The organism is Xanthomonas sp. GPE 39, assembly GCF_000963005.1.
Classification (GTDB): Bacteria; Pseudomonadota; Gammaproteobacteria; order Xanthomonadales; family Xanthomonadaceae; genus Xanthomonas_A.
Genome location: NZ_JZHZ01000007.1, coordinates 1,446,504 through 1,465,310, shown reverse-complemented (window position 1 = coordinate 1,465,310; position 18,807 = coordinate 1,446,504). Strand labels below are relative to the sequence as shown.

The following is an 18,807-nucleotide window of genomic DNA, read 5'->3' as shown; positions in this document are numbered from 1 at the left end:
ACACCGCACTTTCCATATGCCGCCTAAAGCTTTTCAAGCCACGGCCGTTACCTTCGATAGAACCATTCGTGCGGAGTAATGATGAGCACAGTCCCACTTGGCGAGGATCTGGGCATCGAGATCAGCGCAGACCTGAAACAACGCCTCACCACGTTCCTGACGTCGGACGAGGTGTTGCGGCTGGATGCCAGCCAAGTCCGCCGCATCCACACTGCTTCCGTGCAGGTTCTGTGCGCGTTCGTGGATGCACGCCGCAAAGAAGGCAAACGCACTGAATTCGAGGCCTGCACCGCGACCTTCAGCGACGCGGCACGCCTATTAGGGGTCAGCGAATCGCTGGGCCTTCCTGCCACCTCTGAAAATTTGAAATCTGTGGAGAACGCTGCATGAGCGCACGTATCTTGGTAGTGGACGATTCGGCGTCAATGCGCCAAATGGTCTCGTTTGCCCTCACCTCGGCCGGCTACGCTGTCGAAGAAGCAGAGGACGGCCAGGTCGCCTTGGGTCGCGCCAAGGGCCAGCGCTTCAACGCGGTGGTCACCGACGTCAACATGCCGAACATGGACGGTATCAGCTTGATCCGCGAACTGCGCCAGTTACCGGACTACAAGTTCACCCCAATGCTGATGCTGACCACCGAATCGGCGGCAGAAAAAAAATCCGAAGGCAAAGCCGCCGGCGCCACTGGCTGGCTGGTCAAGCCGTTCAACCCCGAACAACTGATCGCCACCGTTCAGAAAGTTCTGGGCTGATTTTCTCTCTCTTTTCCGGATCCCCTCCCTATGAGCATGGACCTGCAACGCTTCCACGCCACCTTCTTCGAGGAAAGCCGCGAAGGGCTGGACGCGATGGAGGCCGGATTGCTGTCGTTAGAAGAAGGCAACCGCGACCCCGAAACCATCAATTCGGTGTTTCGCGCCGCGCACTCGATCAAGGGTGGTGCCGCCACGTTCGGCTTCGAAGCAATGGCCGGACTCACCCACGTCCTAGAAACGCTGCTCGATGAGCTGCGCGCCGGCAAGCGCGAAGTCGAAGCGAACGCAATCGACGCCATCCTTGGATCGGTAGACGTACTGCGTGCGCTGCTACGCGAAGCCGAACACGGGGTTGCTGCCGACCCGGCTGCCGTCAAGGCTGTCCACGACCGCCTACAGCGCGCACTGAACGGCAAAGACGTCGCACCGACCACCGCGACGCCGGCCGCAAATCAGGCCGCCGAACCGGAAGCCTGGCAGATCGGCTTTACCCCGTCGCCGTCGCTGTTCATGAGCGGCAACGATCCGTTACGTATCATCCGCGAACTCGAACATCTCGGCCCGCTACAGGTTGCATGCCGTGAAGGCCGCCTGCCCAGCTTCGCCGATCTCGATCCGCTGGAAGCCTACATGGCATGGGATCTTGGCCTGGTCGGCAAAATCCCGCGCAGCGCGATCGAAAACACCTTTGCCTGGGTGATCGACGATTGCGAACTGGATATCCGCGCCGTGCCACCGCCGAGTCTGGCCACCGCACCGGCGCCTGTGCTGACTCCGGCACCGGCTGCGGCCACCGCAACACCGGCGGCCACGGTTGCCGCCAATGCGCCCGCCGGCAACGCCGCCGCCGCGCAGGAAGCGGAAAGCTCGATCCGCGTCAGCGTCGATAAGGTCGATGCGTTGATCAATTTGGTCGGTGAACTGGTTATCACCCAAGCCATGCTCAAGCAGGTTTCCAGTGGCTTGGATCCCGCCGCCGCCGAGCGCTTGTTTGCCGGCCTGGATCTGCTCGAACGTAATACCCGCGACCTGCAAGAAGCGGTCATCGGCGTGCGCATGCTGCCGGTGGATGCGGTATTCCGCCGTTTCCCGCGTCTGGTCCGCGACCTCTCCTCGCGCCTGGGCAAACAGGTACGCCTGCGCACCATCGGCGAAGGCACCGAGCTGGACAAGGGCCTGATCGAAAAAATCGCCGATCCGCTGGTGCACTTGGTGCGCAACTCGATCGACCACGGCCTGGAAATGCCGGAAGCCCGTCGGGCCGCTGGCAAGGACGAGACCGGCACCATCACCCTGGCGGCGTCTCATCAGGGTGGACATATCGTCATCGAAGTCAGCGACGACGGCGCCGGCCTCAACCGCAATCGCATCCTGGCCAAGGCCACCGAACGTGGCTTGACCGTGCCGGATAATCCGAGCGACGCGCAGGTCTGGGATCTGATTTTCGCTCCTGGTTTCTCCACCGCCGATGCGGTCACCGACCTGTCCGGACGTGGCGTGGGCATGGACGTGGTCCGGCGTAATATCCAGGGCCTGGGCGGCGAAGTGCAATTGGAAAGCGAATTCGGTCGCGGCACCCGCGTGCTGATCCGCTTGCCGCTGACATTGGCGATTCTGGACGGCATGACCGTCTCGGTCGCCGGCGAAACCCTGATCCTGCCACTTGCCTACGTCATCGAAGCGCTACAACCGCAGGCCGACGATATTCGCAGCATGGCAGGCGAAGGCCGGGTGCTTCGGGTCCGCGGCGAATACCTGCCGATCCTATCGCTCAGCGACTCCTATGGCTTTGGTGGAAACCCGCAGAGCGAGCCACTGGTGGTGGTCGTGGAAGCCGATGGACAGAAGTTGGCACTGGAAGTGGACGAACTGGTCGGTCAACAGCAGGTGGTTGTCAAGAATATCGAGAACAACTACCGCCGCATCAGCGGAATCTCCGGTGCGACGATTCTCGGCGACGGCCGCGTGGCGTTGATCGTGGATATCGGCGGTCTGGTCCGCTCGCTGCGAGTGCAACAAGCGGCCTGAGTCAACGCTTTCCCAGGCCCAATCGCCTCCCGAGCGCCCCATGCACCACACCACACCACACGCCCCGGCAAAACTGCCGGGGCTTTTGCTTATATGGCCCTCCATCACCACTAACACCACCCCATCGAAGCGGCCAAGGTGCTCGAACGAACGCGGCACCGCGCTAGCGGGCTGCGACGACAAGAGCAACACTCAAGATTTCGCCGGAGCCGCCGATATTCGGTTCGCAGCGAATTTGTCTACCAAATGAACCACGCCATCGGCGCTTCAGATGGGATCGGCCTGCACGACAAACGCTCCATTCGCTGAAGCAAAGCGCTGTATCCCATCACCTACGCACACGTGGCGAGGGCCACTCGAACACAGTACGCAACCTTGCAAGGTGTCGTTCGATTCATGCTGCATTGAACGACCAGCACCCAGCCAGACTCCTGGCGAGCACGTAGAAACCTACGTCATTCGCCATCTATTTTTTCAAGAAGGCATCCAATGAATTCGTTTCTACAACGCTACAACGTCGGCCACCGGCTCGGGGGAGCTTTCGGTGTGCTGATCCTGCTCTCGTGCTTGCTGGTCGTCGGAGGGGTATTTTCCATCTCCAATGCACGCAAGCAGTTGGATAGCATCGTCAAGGTGAATGTGGAGAAAACCCGGATCAGCAATGGCATGGTCGATGCCAATTCCGGCATCCTCATCTCCATGGGCACCTTGGCGATGGTGACAAGGCCAGAACTCAATCCGCTGGCATTGGCCGATATCAAGAAAAATCGCCAGCGCTATAACGATCTGCGCAAAGAGCTGGATAGTTTCCCCGCAGACAGCCAACGCGTGGTGAAGCTGCGCGCGGACATCGATGCGGCACAAGATGCTGCGCGTGAGATAGACGAGAAGGTCATCGCGCTTGGCATGGCAGACCGCAATATGGAAGCACAAACCCTGCTGAGCGAACGCGCACGCCCCGCCATCCTGGTATGGCAGGCGAAGATCCGCGAAATTGCACAATTGCAGGAAGCGCAGATGAAAGTCGCCTACGCCAACGCGGGTCAGGCGATGGCCAACGGTCGCAACATGCTCATCGCCGGTGGCGTGGCGGTACTGGTCATCAGCAGCCTGCTGGCCTGGGCGATCACCCGCAGCCTCACTGAGCCGCTCAGCCGCGCCACCCGCGCCGCCGAGGCCATCGCCAACGGCCGCTTGGACAACCACGTCGCCACCGACGCGCGCGATGAACCCGGCCGCCTGTTGGTCGCCATGGACGCCATGCAGCAACAATTGCAGCGCTTCTCCAGCGAAACCGCGCGCATGATCGAACTGCATGCCGACAAGGACATGACGCATCGCATGCCTATCGATTTCCCCGGCGTCTACGGCGAGCTGAGCAAGGGCATCAACACCATGATGTTCGAGCATCTCGATGCCATCGTCGATGCCATCGCCGTGCTCAACGAATATGCCAACGGCGACCTGCGCCGCGACGCACGTCGCCTGCCCGGCAGCCGGGCCGTCCTGCACCAATCCATGGATGCAGCCAAGGCCAGCCTGCTGGCGATCAACACCGAAATCAAGCGACTGGCCGCCGCCGCCGCCGCTGGCGACTTCAGTGCACGTGGCAACGCCGAGCAGTTCCAGCACGATTTCCGGCTGATGGTGCAGGACCTCAATGCCATGATGCAGGTCAGTGACAGTAACCTGGGCAAACTCTCGGCACTGCTGCAGTCCATCGCCGCTGGCGATCTCACCGCACGCATGCACGGCGACTTCCAGGGCGTATTCGCTCAGATGCGCGACGACGCCAATACCACCGCCGACCAATTGACCAATATCGTCGGCCGCATCCAGACCGCCGCCACGAGTATCAATGCCGCCTCCAGCGAAATCGCCACCGGCAACGACGACCTATCGCGCCGCACCGAGCAGCAGGCCGCCAGCCTGGAGGAAACCGCTGCCTCGATGGAAGAACTGACCTCCACCGTCAAGCAGAATGCCGAAAACGCGCGTCAGGCCAACCAACTTGCCATCGGTGCCGCCTCGGTTGCCTCGCAAGGCGGTGCCGTGGTCGGTCAAGTGGTTCAGACCATGAACGGCATCGAGACCTCCTCGAAGAAAATCGCCGACATCATCAGCGTCATCGACGGCATCGCGTTCCAGACCAATATCCTGGCCTTGAATGCAGCCGTAGAAGCGGCCCGTGCCGGCGAACAAGGGCGCGGTTTCGCCGTGGTCGCCAGCGAAGTACGTACCCTCGCCCAGCGTTCGGCCAGTGCCGCCAAGGAGATCAAGGACCTGATCGACGACTCGGTCGGCCGCGTCGCCGAAGGCTCGGCGCTTGTCGATCAGGCCGGCAAGACCATGGAGGAGATCGTCGCCTCGGTGAAGCGCGTGACCGACATCATGAGCGAAATCTCCGCTGCCTCGCAGGAACAATCCGCTGGCATCGAGCAGGTCAACCAGACCGTGAACCAGATGGACGAAGCCACCCAGCAGAACGCCGCACTGGTCGAGGAAGCCACCGCCGCCGCACGCTCGATGGAAGAACAGGCAGGAGAACTCACCAATACCGTGGCCCTGTTCAAGATCGACAGCACCGGGTCGGCGACTGCCCCACGCCGACCGAGCAGCATCGCGTCCAAGGCGATAACGCAGGCAGCCAAGCCCCCGTACAAGACGCCTGCCCGTGTCGCACATCGGCCCACCAAGCAGGTTGCACCCGCAGGTGACGACAAGCAGTGGCAGGAGTTCTGATCCAGTTGGTCGTCATGCCGACGACGGCATGACGACCAACCCTGGCAATGCGGCGATTACGACAACAGCATCCTTCCACCAGGACAATCACCACAGTACCTCCCCGTACTGTGCTGGATGACACCAGCATCACATGTCGGTAGAACGTCGGTTTTACGCAACGCAGTAGCATCTCTGGGCTAGAAACTGCGGCGATGGGATTCTCGGCACTGTTAAACCACGCAAGGGCGCTTGCTCGCGCCGCCATACTTCCGAGCAACCATACGCCCTCGCATGCTCTGGCGACACATCCGTCGCCTACCGCGCGCATGCGCATCGACTGCGACAGGCCATCCCTAACGCGGAATAACTCCACCGCCGTCACAGGTTCAGAATTTGCCCAGTTTGCCGTTAGGGAAACTGCGGATAACGCTGACTGCGGCTGGAATGCCCTCGTAACCTGCTTGGATATGCCGATGAACCGGCCCCAGTCCTTGTCCGGTGCTTGTGATCTGAGGCTTATCGCATGTGTTTTTTCGTAAAAGCCAAGAGATCTCTTGCAATGACGACGTCACGCCTCACCACTAGTACGACATTGATCGCCTCGGACCGCAATCCGCTATTACGGACCTGGCAAGACCTTCCTATCGCCCGCAAACTGAGTCTGGTCGGCATTCTGGCGCTGATCGGCCTGGCGATTCCTTTGGTTCTCTACACCAGCACTCTCAACGAGAACGTACAGGTCAGCCGCGATGAACTGCGCAGCTATGCTCCGCTGCGGCAGATGCTGGGGTTGCTGGATGCACTACAAACCGAGCAGGCAAAGAACGGTGCCGATGCGAGCAAAGCCGCGCAAAGCACGGATGGATCCTTGCGCGAACTGCAGCATACCCTGACAGAGATGGAAGGATTCGAGCAAACGAGCAAGGAGCTGAAGCTGCTGGAGCAAACGTTGCAGACGCGACGCAACGATACCGTCGCGGAGTCTAAACAAGCAGCCGATGCATTGGATGCCCTGCGCGACGAAAGCAAATTGGTCTATACACCTTATGTGGAAAGCTATCACTTGGTGGTCGCCAGCTTGATCGATGCGCCCAACACCAGCGAGACACTCACACGCCTGGAGGCGCTAGAAGATCCTTCCAAGGCAAGCGGCGACGCCCCCTTGCTAAAGGCACAAATCGGCGAACTCGAGCACGACCACGCAAGGTTCCAACATGAACTGAAGAAAGCGATCGGCCTACTCGAACAGCCAAATCCGGCGCTAGCGCAGGCTGAGGCGAAAGAAGCGCAAGTGGCCGAGCAGGCCTTACCCAAACTCGAAGAAGCGCTCAACAGCAAGACAGCCGATGCCGACCAGCAGTGGAACCAAGCATTGCATGGGTGGGACGAAGCCCTGCGTGAATTAAGCATCACCTCCTTGCAAGCCTTACAAGAACAGTCGCAACGGCATCTGGATGCATCGCGTCAAGCGATGTGGGGGGCGATTGCCGGTTTGGGCCTGCTGACCCTGCTGATTGCAGCGGTGTGGATAAAAACCTTGAGTGCGCTAACGCGGAATGTACGACGTGCCGCAACTGTCGCCGCCGATATCGCCGAAGGTCGCATGGACGCCGAAATCACGGTTCCTAGCCGAGACGAAAGCGGACAACTGCTCGCCTACATGCAACGTATGCAACAGCAGTTGCGTGATGTTCTTGCCGCACAGGCAGAAATGGCCAAGCGCCACGATGCGGGGCAGATCAGCTACCGCATGGACGCACATGCCTTCCCAGGCGATTACGGCCGCATGGTCCACGACAGCAACATGCTGGTGGGCGCGCATGTCATGGTCAAAATGCGCATGGCGCAAATCATGGGCCGCTACGCTATCGGCGATCTGTCAGAAGACATGGACCGCCTCCCAGGTGAAAAAGCGGTACTCACCGATACCATGGATAAGGTCAAGCAGAACCTGACCGCCATGAATCATGAGATCAAGCATCTGGCTGGCGCCGCAGCCGCCGGCGATTTCAGCGTGCGTGGCGAAACAGAACGCTTCCAGTACGACTTCCGCGCCATGGTCGAGAGCCTCAACCAGTTGATGGGCACCGCCGACGGCAACCTACAGGCGCTGTCGAGATTACTAAAAGCAATCGCAGCCGGCGATCTCACCGCACGCATGCACGGCGATTTCAAGGGTGTGTTCGCCGCCATGCGCGACGATGCCAATGCCACCACCGCACAGTTGGCGGCCATGGTCGGCCGCATTCAGAACGCGGCGCTCAGCATCAACGCTGCCTCCACCGAAATCGCCACCGGTAACGATGACCTTTCCCACCGCACCGAGCAGCAGGCTGCAAGCCTGGAGGAAACCGCCGCTTCGATGGAAGAACTGACTTCCACCGTCAAACAGAACGCGGAAAACGCGCGGCAAGCCAATCAGTTGGCAGTCGGCGCCACCTCGGTCGCCTCGCAAGGTGGTGCGGTGGTCAGCAAGGTGGTACAGACCATGAGCGGTATCGAAGCCTCGTCCAAGAAAATCGCCGACATCATCAGTGTCATCGACGGCATCGCCTTCCAGACCAATATCCTGGCCTTGAATGCGGCGGTGGAAGCCGCGCGTGCCGGCGAACAAGGCCGCGGTTTCGCCGTTGTGGCCAGCGAAGTGCGTACCTTGGCCCAGCGCTCGGCCAATGCCGCCAAGGAGATCAAGGGATTGATCGACGACTCGGTCGGCCGCGTCGCCGAGGGCTCCACGCTAGTCGAGCAGGCCGGCAAGACCATGCAGGAGATCGTCGCCTCGGTACAACGCGTCACCGACATCATGGGCGAAATTGCCGCCGCCTCGCAGGAACAATCTGCCGGCATCGAACAGGTGAACCGGACCGTTGCACAGATGGACGAGAGCACGCAACAGAACGCCGCCCTAGTGGAGGAAGCAACAGCCGCCGCACGCTCCATGGAAGAACAGGCTGGCCAGTTGAGCCAGGCTGTGTCGCTGTTCAAGATTACGGTGACTCCGGCCAGGCCACAGATGCGTGCCACTGCCGAAGCAATGTGCTAACTCGGCTGAGGACAAGCGTAGCCAAGGCGGTGCGTACACCGTGCCGTGTGGGTGCTAGCACTGCCAATCACGCAGATAATCGACTACATAGACCGGGCCATCCCATCGGATGCCCGGCTCGTGGAGAGAGACAGCGCCATTACGCGCGATGGAAAACCAGACAACCAACGTAGCATCGGCCGCAATCTACCGAATGCTCACGCCCAGCCAGCACTGCCCAGATAACGCGCGCGATCTACAAAAACGCCATACTCAGCCGATAGCATACCTATGGCAGTCAAAAATGCGCCGTCCCACCCTACCAGAGCACGCACTTCCCACCATGGCCGAAGGTAATTCCAGCGATGCCCCCCTCCCATCTTCGCCGGAAGAGGAGGAGGCGGACGATCGCTTCATGCTCACCAACAAGCGGCAGATTCGCCAGTTGCTGCACTCCTTGATCAACCAACGATCACAGGTCAGCGCACACCTGAGCGGCCGCGACCAGTCTTTCTCGACCGCACTGCTGGCTCTGGACGAGGACAGCTTATTGCTGGATCTCAGCGTCAACGATGCCTGCAACCAAGCAGCCGAACAGGCGCAATACCTGTTGTGCTTCGCTCAGTTGGACAAAGTGCGCGTGCGTTTTCGCGTCCAGAACCAGGAACGGGTCGAGGTGGATGGCATCGGCGGATTCCGCGCCCCATTGCCCGACTCGCTCTATTACCTGCAACGCCGCGAGCATTTCCGCCTCGAAACGCCGGTGACCGAATCACCGATGTGCATCCTGCGCCTGGACGAAGCCAACCCGGAAACTGAACTGTTACTGCGCGTGCTGGACATCAGCAACGGCGGTCTTGCGGTCGCGCTCTCCATGACCATTGCACCGAATCAATCGCTACCGGAGTTGCAACAGAGCTACAAAGGCTGCGAGTTGCAGTTACCTGACACCCCTGCGATCCGACTGACCCTGGAGGTCTGCAATATGTACACCTCCAAGCTGGCCAACGGGCAGGAAACGCTACGGCTCGGGGTGCGCTTTGTCGACCTGCCGCGCGGCGCGGATGCGGCGATCCAACGGTACATTTTCCGCATCGAGCGCCAACGCAACGCCCGCAAGAGCGGCACGCTGCCCTGAATGGGCGGCACAGCATCGCTAAAGTTCTGGGGCAGCACGCCGATCTACGGATAAGTCACGATTCCATTTCCCCGCCCACCGCAATTCCGTGCGCACCAGGAGCACACGATGAACGAAAAAAATACCTCCAATTCCGGCGCCACAGGCGGCGAATTTCTCAGCTTCACGCTCGGTGAAGAGCACTACGGCGTGGATATTCTGAAAGTACAGGAAATCCGCGGTTACGATTCGGTCACCCGGGTCCCGGATGCGCCGGAGTACATCAAGGGCGTTATCAACCTGCGCGGCACCATCGTCCCGGTGATCGACCTGCGGCTGAAGCTGCGACTCAAGGAAGCGCGCTACGATGCCTTTACCGTCATGATCGTGCTCAACGTCGTGGACCGCGTGGTCGGTATCGTCGTGGATAGCGTCTCGGACGTGATTCCACTGAACGAAGAACAGATCCGTCCGACTCCAGAGTTCGGTGCAGCGGTAGACACCCGCTTCATCTCCGGCATCGGCACTCAAGACGACCGGATGTTGATCCTGCTGGACATCGAAACCCTACTAGACAGCGCCGAATTCGGCCAGCATATACAGCATATCGAGGAAGCTGCCTGATCCATCAAGCAGCCGTTCCAGCCTCCCCCACTCCGACCCGCCGCAATGGCGGGTTTTCATTTGAAGTGCGAACTGCATATCATTTGAGTGAATCAAGTTCATAGAAAAGTTGCCGATAGCTGAAGAGTGGCTGACTCATATCACCATTACTTCATCCATCGCCCTCAAGGAATCGTTCTATGAAATCGAACCTGCCGCTGCTTTTGGTCCTTCTACTCGCCGCCAGCCCCAGCGCCTTTGCCCAATCTCAGCAGATGATTCCGCCGGAAATGGCGACCAAGTTCGTCGGCAAGGACGGCATGGTCTGCGGCAAGGTCGAGAAGGCAAAATATGCGCAGAATTCCGAGGGCGAACCCACTTTTTTGTACATGGGCGGCATGTTTCCACGCCACACCTTTTCCGCACGGATCGCTGGCGCTGATCGCAGCAAGTTCAGCTTTCCGCCGGAAGCCTTGGAAGGCAAGGATGTGTGCGTGATCGGCAAGATCGAACGCGACAGCTCGCGCGCGGAAATTCAGGTCAGCGCTCCCTCTAGCTTGAAGTTGGCAACCATCAAATAACCACTGTGCATCACCGTGCTGGGGCCCTTGGCCATCCAGCACGGCGTGCTATCGCTGTCTTTACCTTCGCAGTGGCTGTCAACACAAGGGAAATGCGCTAATGCAGTGGATAAAAAATCTCAAGCTGATGCCAAAATTGATGCTGGCATTCGGCATCGTACTGGCCCTGATGCTGATTCAGGGACTGACAGCCTACAGTGGACTGAACTCGCTCAATCATCAGACCAAGAACCTTTCCAGTTCGGTAGTGCCCAGCGTGCGTATCGGCGGTGAAATGCGCGCAATCCTCGGCGATTACCGTAGCGCCGCGTATCAAAGCCTGATCCGCAGCAGCGATGCGGTAAAGAAAGAATCGCAGACGCGTAAGATCGCTCTGAAAAAGCAGATGGACGAGATCATCGCCCAGTATCCGAAAAAGATCAGCACAGCCCAGGAAAAAGTAGCCTACGAGCGCCTGGTGAAGGACTGGAAAAAGGCAATCGCGTCCTATGGTTCCGTGGACGAGATGTTGCAGCTCGACCTACGCGATGACGCAATCGACACCTTCACCAGCGAAACCAGCCTTCTGGACAATAAGGTGACCGATGACCTGATCGCGTTGATCGCCGAGAACGACCGCCAGTCCAAGGTCGCGGCAGACAACGCCGGCAGCACCTATGGCAAGGCGTCGGCGATGCTGCTGGTGTGCCTGCTGATCGGCATCGGCAGCGCGGTCTCCCTGGCGTTCCTGTTCGGAAAGCTACTGGCCAACAGCGTGCGTGGCGCGGTCAAGGTGGCCAACGAAGTCGCTGGCGGCAAGCTCGACGGACATATCGACGCCAGCAGTCAGGACGAAGTCGGCGAACTGATGCAAGCACTCCAGCGTATGCAGCATGACCTGCGCGCACGCATCGAACAAGATGCCGCGGCATCCGCCGAGAACCTGCGCATCCGCACCGCTCTGGACAACTCCTCTACTGGCGTGTTCATCGCCGACCTGGACTACCGCATCGTCTACGCCAACCCGTCGATGCAGAGCATCACCGACAAGTACGCTGACGAGATCCGCTCGGTCGCGCCGGCGTTCGACTCCAAACTGCCACTGGTTGGCTCCTCGGTCTCGGTGATCGAGTATGGCAACCAGGTCGATCCCAGAACCGCGGCGGAGATCGAACATAAAGGCGTGGTCGAACGCGAGATGGCCTATGGCGATGCACGCATTGCCCAGATCATCACCTCCATCCGCGATGGACACGGCAACCATATCGGCTATGTGTGCGAATCGCGTGATCGCACGCTTGAGGCGCAAGTCGAACGGGAAGTAGCGACGATCGTGCAGGCCGCCGGCGCCGGCGACCTGTCCGGGCGTATCACCATCGACGGCAAGCAGGGCTTCTTCTTGATGTTGGCCGAGCAACTCAACGGTCTACTGCAGGCCAACGGCGATAGCATCGGCGAAGTATCCAAGCTGCTGACTGCACTATCGCAGGGCGATCTGACCATCCGCATGCAAGGCGAGTTCCACGGGGTGTTCGCCACGATGCGCGACGACGCCAACGCCACCGCCGAACAGTTATCGAGCATCATCAGCGGCATCCAACATGTGGCGAACGCGATCAACGGCGCCGCCGGGGAAATCGCAACTGGCAACAACGACCTGTCGCGCCGCACCGAGCAACAGGCGTCGGACCTGGAAGAAACCGCCGCCTCCATGGAAGAGCTGACCTCTACCGTCAAGCAGAATGCCGAGCATGCACGCCAGGCCAACCAGTTGGCGGTCGGCGCTGCCTCGGTCGCGTCGCAGGGCGGCGAGGTGGTCGGACAGGTCGTGAGCACGATGAGCGGCATCGAGACGTCCTCGAAGAAGATCGCCGACATCATCGGCGTCATCGACAGCATCGCCTTCCAGACCAATATCCTGGCGCTCAACGCCGCAGTGGAAGCGGCCCGGGCCGGCGAACAGGGCCGCGGCTTCGCGGTCGTCGCTAGCGAAGTGCGCACCCTGGCGCAGCGCTCGGCCAGCGCCGCCAAGGAAATCAAAGGCTTGATCGATGCCTCGGTGAGCCAAGTCTCGAATGGTTCGGCGCTGGTGCGCCAAGCCGGTCAGACTATGAACGAAATCGTGGCCTCGGTGCAGCGGGTCACCGACATCATGAGCGAGATCGCCTCTGCCTCGCAGGAACAGTCTGCCGGGATCGATCAGGTCAGCCAGACTGTCAGCCAGATGGACGAAGCCACCCAGCAGAACGCGGCGCTGGTGGAAGAAGCCAAGGCTGCCGCGCACTCGATGGAAGAACAGGCAGGCCAATTGATCGAATCGGTCTCGATCTTCCGAGTGGCACGATCGACGCCAGACATGCATCACTCGTTCTCGCCACAACACGTGGCAAGGACACACACAAAAATGCAGTCCAAAAAGAAGCCTGGAGCAACCGCCCCAAGCAAACTCGCCAAGGTCGCGCGCTCCTCGATGCCTGAATAATTCACAAAATTCAGGCTGGGAAAAACGTTACTCCCGGCTCCATCATCACCGTCATCCCGATCCCCGGCCCCAGCGCCTGGGATCTTTGCCATTTGGCTTCACCGCATTCGCTCAGCGCGACCGGCATGTCACGCGCGAGGTGGACGAGCACTGATGGCTGAAGGATTACACCCAAAATCGTCTCATTTGGGACACAGCGTTCCTCATATCACCCACTACACTGCAATCGCCTCTGGGAGAACAGCAGTGGCAGCGCTAGGATCGATACGTACCGGGTGATGGGCAACACACTACCTGCGAGACGGGTCAATTTTTTCGACTCCTCGCCGATACCTCTGTAGACCGACTACCGCTGAGACCTATGGCCACTCCGATCTCTGCTCCGCCGCCCCCCGGTTTTGATAACCGCGACTTCGAATTCAGTGATCGGGATTTCAAGCGTGTCTGCGACTTGATCTACCAGAAGGCAGGCATTGCCTTGGCTCCAGCCAAGCGCGACATGGTGTATGGCCGGCTTTCGCGACGCCTGCGCACCCTGGGGCTGCGCTCGTTCCGCGACTACCTGGACTGGCTCGAACGCGAAGGCGGCGATGAATGGGAGGCATTCACCAATGCGCTGACCACCAATCTGACCTCGTTCTTCCGCGAACCGCACCATTTCGAACGGCTGAACGAGGAACTGAAAAAACATGCTGCTTCGGCACCGCTGAAGATTTGGTCCTGCGCCGCATCCACCGGCGAAGAGCCCTATTCGCTGGCGATCACCGCTTGCGAGGCATTCGGAACGCTGACCCCTCCGGTACGGATCCTGGCCACCGATGTAGACACCCAGGTGCTGGCGACCGCCTCGCGCGGCGTCTATGCGCTCGAGCGTATCGCGAGCCTGGACCCGGCGATCAAGCGCAAGTATTTCCAGCGTGGCAGCGGCGCCAACGAAGGCCAATGCCGGGTGATCCCAGCCCTGCGCGATCTGCTCGAATTCCGCCAATTGAACCTGCTGGAACCGCGCTACGACGTCGCAGGGCCGTATCTTGCTCTGTTCTGCCGCAACGTGATGATCTACTTCGACAAGCCGACTCAGCGCGGCATCTTGTCGCGGCTGACACCGCATCTGGACGCCGCCGGCATGCTCTACACCGGTCATTCAGAGAATTATCTGCACGCCGCAGACCTGATCCAACCCTGCGGTCGCACCCTGTATCGCGCGGGCAATAAGGCGCACACATGAGTACCGCCACCATGTCTATGGACCAGGTGATGCGGTATCACGATACCCGCTTCAAGACGACGGCAGCCAAACTGTTGCCGACGCAATATCTCGTCGTGGACGATGACACCGCGCTGACAACCATCCTGGGATCCTGCGTTGCGGCGTGCATCCGCGACCCCCTGCTCAAGATCGGCGGCATGAACCACTTCATGTTGCCGGACGGCCAGAGCGGCGATGGCGCTCCGGCACGTTACGGCAGCTACGCAATGGAAATGCTGATCAACGACCTGCTCAAGCGCGGTGCCGCCCGCAGCCGGCTGGAAGCCAAGGTGTTCGGCGGTGGCAATGTGCTCAAGGGCTTCACCAACAATCCGGTGGGTACCCGCAACTCGGATTTCGTGCTGAACTACCTCAAAGCCGAACACATCCCGGTGATCGCCGAGGATCTACGTGGCATCCATCCGCGTAAAATCTGGTTCTTTCCTGCCACCGGTCGCGTTGTCGTACAGCGTCTGCCACACGCACACGAAGAAGCAGAAGTCGCCGCCGCCGAATCGGCCGTGCGCGCCCGTCTCGCCAAAGCTCCTGTCACCGGAGCCGTGGAGTTGTTCGAATGAATTTAGAAGCCCCTTGCCGTGTGCTGATCGTCGACGACTCCGCCGTCGTGCGACAAATCCTCACGGAAATTCTCTCGCGCGCCCCTGGCATCGAAGTGGTCGGTTCCGCTGCCGATCCATTGTTGGCACGCGAAAAAATCAAACGCCTGAATCCGGACGTGATCACCCTGGACGTGGAAATGCCACGAATGGATGGGCTGGCGTTCCTGGAAAACCTGATGCGGTTGCGGCCCACACCCGTGGTGATGATCTCCTCGCTCACCGAGCACGGTGCCGACACCACATTGCAGGCGCTTTCCCTGGGTGCGGTAGACTTTGTCTCCAAGCCAAAACTCGACGTGGCACGCGGCCTGGAAGAGTACGCCGAGGAGATCATCGGTAAAGTCAAAGCCGCGTCCAAGGCCAAGGTGCGTGCGCTGGACCGCGCGAACATACCGAAACCAACCGGTACTGCGGCAGTGACGCCCACCGCCCCGTCGTCACTGAAGTTCCGTACCACCGACCGATTGATCGCCATCGGTGCGTCCGCCGGTGGCACCGAAGCGCTGCGCGTGGTTCTGGAAGGCATGCCCGCCGACGCACCGGCCGTGGTGATGACTCAACACTTGCCTGCCGGCTTCAGCACCGCCTTCGCCGATCGCCTCAACCGTCATTCGGCCATGGCGGTACGTGAAGCCAGCGAAGGCGAAGCGATTTTGCCCGGACATGCCTATTTGCCCCCCGGTGGCAAGCATCTGCAAGTGATCCGCGATGGTGCACGTTGGCGCTGCAAAATCGACGACGGCCCGCCAGTCAACCGGCATAAACCTGCAGTGGACGTGCTGTTCCAATCGGTGGCGCGCAACGCCGGCGCCAATGCGATTGGCGCGATCCTCACCGGCATGGGCGACGATGGCGCACGCGGACTGCTCGAAATGCTACAGGCAGGCGCCAGCACCCTTGTCCAAGACGAGGCGACCAGCGTCGTCTGGGGCATGCCCGGCGCCGCCTTCCGACTTGGCGCTGCGCAGGAAGTGCTGCCATTGCACAAGATCGCAGAGCGACTGATCGCGCTGTCCGTACAGGCGCGCTAGTACCATGCCGCACCGCCGCGTCACTAAACCGATCGCGTCCGACACCAGCGCGGATGCGACGATCCAGACGCATGTAGCGTCCAGCCACGAGCTGGCGCCGTTGCATTCCACGCAGCGCACGGGCGATGGCGTGGTGGTCATCGATGCGCAGTCGCGCATTGTCGCCTTCAACCACATTGCCGAAACTCTGTGGAATTTGTCTCAGGCACAGGTGCTGGGGCGCGAATTCGGGGAACTCATCGACGAGGAAATTCGTGCCGATTTCCTTACCAGTTGCTTGCGTGGCGGCAACGATTACACGCTGCCACTGCAAAGCGACAAAGGCGTGCAGCGTTGGATATCGATCAGCGCTTCGCCTGTGCCGCAGGAAGGTGCACCGCTGCAGGTCCTGCAAGTGCGCGACATCAGCACCGAAAACGAGCGCAACACCAAGATGCGCTTGCTCTCGCTGGCACTGGAACGTAGCGACAGCGCTATTATCCTGTGCGACAAAGACTTGCATATTCTTTATGTGAATGCAGGTTTCAGCCGCGTATTCGGCTATGACGCAAAAGAAATCCTTGGGAGACTTCCCAGCGAAGTACTGCCTGGCCCTAGCAGTGATATGCAGGTGGTGTCGCAGACCCGCGAACGCATGCGCGCGGGATTCGGCCACCAGGTCGATTTGTTGGTCTATCGCAAGGACAACACACCGTTGTGGACCACGATGGTGGCCAATCCGATCACCGAGGAAAACGGCACTGTCCAGCACTACATGGTGTCATTCACCGACATCACGCACAGCAAGATGCACGAGGTGCTGCACAAAAACGTGCTCGATGCGATGGTCCGCGAACAACCACTGGCCGATGTCGCAACGCTGATCTGCAGAGAGTTCGAGCGCATCGCTCCGCAGCTATTGACCTCGATCTTCAGCGTAGACAGCAACAGCAATCTGCATCTGCTGGTTTCACCGAGCATGCCAGAGCTATTGCAGAAAAAGGTAGGAAACGTCCCCATCGGCCCCAATGTCGGCGCTTCCGGCGCCGCGATGTGGCGCGGCAAACAGGTCATTGTGAAGGATGCACAGCAAGATGAGTTGTTCGCCGACTACCGCTCACTGACAAAAGAATTGCATCTTGGCACCTGCGTCGCCACCCCGATCAAATCCAGCGGCGGGCGTGTGCTGGGTAGCTTTGCACTGTACTACCGTGAGGTCTGCGAGCCACTGCCCTGGCACATGCGTTTGATCGAACTGTGCGTACATTTATGCGCGCTGGCAATGGAACGCGAACAGACTAAGGAACGCGTACATCAGTTGGCCTTCTACGATGCGCTGACCAACCTGCCCAATCGAGTAATGTTCAGCGCACGCGCCGAACAAGCACTGGCCGATGCCGAATACCACGGCTCCCCGGTCGCGATCCTGTTCGTGGATATCGACCGCTTCAAACGCGTCAACGAGACCCAGGGGCATCACGCTGGCGACGGACTGCTGCGCGATATCGCGCAACGGTTGTCCGAAGAAATGGGAGTCACCGACCTGCTCAGCCGTCAGTCCGGCGACGAATTCGTGCTGATGTTGCCGCAATGCGGAGCCGAACAAGCCGCTGGCACCGCAGAACGCCTATTGCTGGCACTGGCCGAGCCGGTGGTGGTCGGTCATGTCACCCTGCATCCGAGTGCCAGCATCGGCGTGGCGATGTTTCCCGAGGACGGCGACGACATCGAAACACTGCTGCGCCACGCCGATCTGGCCATGTACCGAGCCAAGGACGAGGGCGGCGGCAGTTTCCGCTACTTCAGCTCCGACATGAACCGCATGGCGCAAGAACGCGTGGCCCTGGAGACCGCGCTGCGCGATGCCTTACACCATAACGAACTGCAACTGCATTATCAGCCGCAGGTGTTCAGCCAGGCACCGCACGCGCTGTATGGGGTGGAAGCGCTGTTGCGCTGGGAACATCCCAATCTCGGCAATATCTCGCCGGCACGGTTCGTACCGATGGCCGAGGAATGCGGCCTGATCGAGGAGCTCGGCCAATGGGCGTTGCGCGAAGCCTGCCGTCAGATGGCCGACTGGCGTCTGCGCGGGATTGCGGTGCCACGCGTGGCGGTGAACCTGTCCGCCAATAATTTCGCCGATCCGCAATTACCTGCGCGAGTAGAACAAATGCTGAGCAGCTATGGCCTGGTCGCCGACGACCTGGCCTTGGAAATGACCGAAAGCGTCATGCTGTCCAATACCGCTGCAGTATTGGCTAATCTGCGCCAATTGCAGAGCAGCGGCGTATTGCTGTCGCTGGACGACTTCGGCACCGGTTATTCCAGCCTCAGCCATCTGCACCAATTACCGATTAACGAACTCAAGCTGGACATGAGCTTCGTGCGCGACCTGGAGCACAGCCCGACCTCCCGTGCCCTGACCACCTCGGTATTGCGCATCGGCGAAACCCTGGGCATGCACACCGTGGCCGAGGGCGTAGAGACCGACGCGCAGCGCAGCCTCCTAGCGGAACTGGGCTGTGGCGTGTTGCAAGGCTTTCTATTCTCGCGTGCGCTGCCCGCAAGCGCGCTGGAACAGTGGCTGCAGGCGCAAGCTGGCACACCGACGCAATAAGCACGCAGCGTCGAACC

The 18,807-nt window shown here is 60.2% G+C and carries 13 protein-coding genes; all 13 read left to right on the top strand.

Going from position 1 to position 18,807, the window contains the following annotated elements:
• Window positions 1-81: 81 nt before the first annotated feature.
• The 13 genes from XALGPE39_RS06080 to XALGPE39_RS06020 all read left to right on the top strand — a co-directional run bounded on the left by XALGPE39_RS06080 (window position 82) and on the right by XALGPE39_RS06020 (window position 18,790).
• On the top strand, window positions 82-390 hold the full coding sequence (locus XALGPE39_RS06080; protein ID WP_045727408.1) for an STAS domain-containing protein: 309 nt from the start codon (window positions 82-84) through the stop codon (window positions 388-390).
• A complete protein-coding gene (locus XALGPE39_RS06075) occupies window positions 387-752 on the top strand; it encodes a response regulator (protein WP_012915881.1) in 366 nt (121 codons plus the stop codon). Before XALGPE39_RS06080 ends, XALGPE39_RS06075 begins: the two co-directional genes overlap by 4 nt.
• Window positions 753-782: 30 nt before the next feature.
• Window positions 783-2,783 (top strand): chemotaxis protein CheA, encoded by a 2,001-nt coding sequence (locus XALGPE39_RS06070; RefSeq protein ID WP_045727407.1) that lies wholly within the window; start codon window positions 783-785, stop codon window positions 2,781-2,783.
• 489 nt (window positions 2,784-3,272) lie between these two features.
• Entirely contained in the window at window positions 3,273-5,525 is a 2,253-nt protein-coding gene (locus XALGPE39_RS06065) for a methyl-accepting chemotaxis protein (RefSeq protein WP_045727406.1), read from the top strand.
• A gap of 541 nt (window positions 5,526-6,066) precedes the next feature.
• Window positions 6,067-8,550: a methyl-accepting chemotaxis protein gene (locus tag XALGPE39_RS06060; protein WP_045727405.1), complete on the top strand. Its 2,484-nt coding sequence runs from the start codon at window positions 6,067-6,069 to the stop codon at window positions 8,548-8,550.
• A 322-nt stretch (window positions 8,551-8,872) separates the two neighbouring features.
• The gene (locus XALGPE39_RS06055; RefSeq protein ID WP_045727404.1) at window positions 8,873-9,667 is read left to right on the top strand and encodes a flagellar brake protein; all 795 of its coding nucleotides are present in this window, start codon (window positions 8,873-8,875) and stop codon (window positions 9,665-9,667) included.
• A 108-nt stretch (window positions 9,668-9,775) separates the two neighbouring features.
• Window positions 9,776-10,270: a chemotaxis protein CheW gene (locus XALGPE39_RS06050; RefSeq protein ID WP_045727403.1), complete on the top strand. Its 495-nt coding sequence runs from the start codon at window positions 9,776-9,778 to the stop codon at window positions 10,268-10,270.
• Between the two features lie 179 nt (window positions 10,271-10,449).
• Window positions 10,450-10,830 (top strand): hypothetical protein, encoded by a 381-nt coding sequence (locus tag XALGPE39_RS06045; protein WP_045727402.1) that lies wholly within the window; start codon window positions 10,450-10,452, stop codon window positions 10,828-10,830.
• A gap of 100 nt (window positions 10,831-10,930) precedes the next feature.
• Window positions 10,931-13,291, top strand: coding sequence for a methyl-accepting chemotaxis protein (locus XALGPE39_RS06040; RefSeq protein WP_045727401.1), 2,361 nt, complete (start codon window positions 10,931-10,933; stop codon window positions 13,289-13,291).
• A gap of 361 nt (window positions 13,292-13,652) precedes the next feature.
• Window positions 13,653-14,519, top strand: a complete 867-nt coding sequence (locus tag XALGPE39_RS06035; RefSeq protein ID WP_045727400.1) for a CheR family methyltransferase — start codon at window positions 13,653-13,655, stop codon at window positions 14,517-14,519.
• The gene (cheD, locus tag XALGPE39_RS06030; protein WP_045727399.1) at window positions 14,516-15,118 is read left to right on the top strand and encodes a chemoreceptor glutamine deamidase CheD; all 603 of its coding nucleotides are present in this window, start codon (window positions 14,516-14,518) and stop codon (window positions 15,116-15,118) included. Before XALGPE39_RS06035 ends, cheD begins: the two co-directional genes overlap by 4 nt.
• Window positions 15,115-16,191, top strand: coding sequence for a chemotaxis response regulator protein-glutamate methylesterase (locus XALGPE39_RS06025; RefSeq protein ID WP_045727398.1), 1,077 nt, complete (start codon window positions 15,115-15,117; stop codon window positions 16,189-16,191). Before cheD ends, XALGPE39_RS06025 begins: the two co-directional genes overlap by 4 nt.
• 4 nt (window positions 16,192-16,195) lie before the next feature.
• Window positions 16,196-18,790: an EAL domain-containing protein gene (locus XALGPE39_RS06020; protein WP_082061840.1), complete on the top strand. Its 2,595-nt coding sequence runs from the start codon at window positions 16,196-16,198 to the stop codon at window positions 18,788-18,790.
• The last annotated feature ends 17 nt before the right edge of the window (window positions 18,791-18,807 follow it).

Excerpts from the sequence above, each read along its gene's own strand:
- XALGPE39_RS06080 (WP_045727408.1), top strand. The coding sequence starts at position 82 with ATGAGCACAGTCCCACTTGGCGAGGATCTGGGCATCGAGATCAGCGCA.
- XALGPE39_RS06075 (WP_012915881.1), top strand. The coding sequence starts at position 387 with ATGAGCGCACGTATCTTGGTAGTGGACGATTCGGCGTCAATGCGCCAA.
- XALGPE39_RS06070 (WP_045727407.1), top strand. The coding sequence starts at position 783 with ATGAGCATGGACCTGCAACGCTTCCACGCCACCTTCTTCGAGGAAAGC.
- XALGPE39_RS06065 (WP_045727406.1), top strand. The coding sequence starts at position 3,273 with ATGAATTCGTTTCTACAACGCTACAACGTCGGCCACCGGCTCGGGGGA.
- XALGPE39_RS06060 (WP_045727405.1), top strand. The coding sequence starts at position 6,067 with ATGACGACGTCACGCCTCACCACTAGTACGACATTGATCGCCTCGGAC.
- XALGPE39_RS06055 (WP_045727404.1), top strand. The coding sequence starts at position 8,873 with ATGGCCGAAGGTAATTCCAGCGATGCCCCCCTCCCATCTTCGCCGGAA.
- XALGPE39_RS06050 (WP_045727403.1), top strand. The coding sequence starts at position 9,776 with ATGAACGAAAAAAATACCTCCAATTCCGGCGCCACAGGCGGCGAATTT.
- XALGPE39_RS06045 (WP_045727402.1), top strand. The coding sequence starts at position 10,450 with ATGAAATCGAACCTGCCGCTGCTTTTGGTCCTTCTACTCGCCGCCAGC.
- XALGPE39_RS06040 (WP_045727401.1), top strand. The coding sequence starts at position 10,931 with ATGCAGTGGATAAAAAATCTCAAGCTGATGCCAAAATTGATGCTGGCA.
- XALGPE39_RS06035 (WP_045727400.1), top strand. The coding sequence starts at position 13,653 with ATGGCCACTCCGATCTCTGCTCCGCCGCCCCCCGGTTTTGATAACCGC.
- cheD (WP_045727399.1), top strand. The coding sequence starts at position 14,516 with ATGAGTACCGCCACCATGTCTATGGACCAGGTGATGCGGTATCACGAT.
- XALGPE39_RS06025 (WP_045727398.1), top strand. The coding sequence starts at position 15,115 with ATGAATTTAGAAGCCCCTTGCCGTGTGCTGATCGTCGACGACTCCGCC.
- XALGPE39_RS06020 (WP_082061840.1), top strand. The coding sequence starts at position 16,196 with ATGCCGCACCGCCGCGTCACTAAACCGATCGCGTCCGACACCAGCGCG.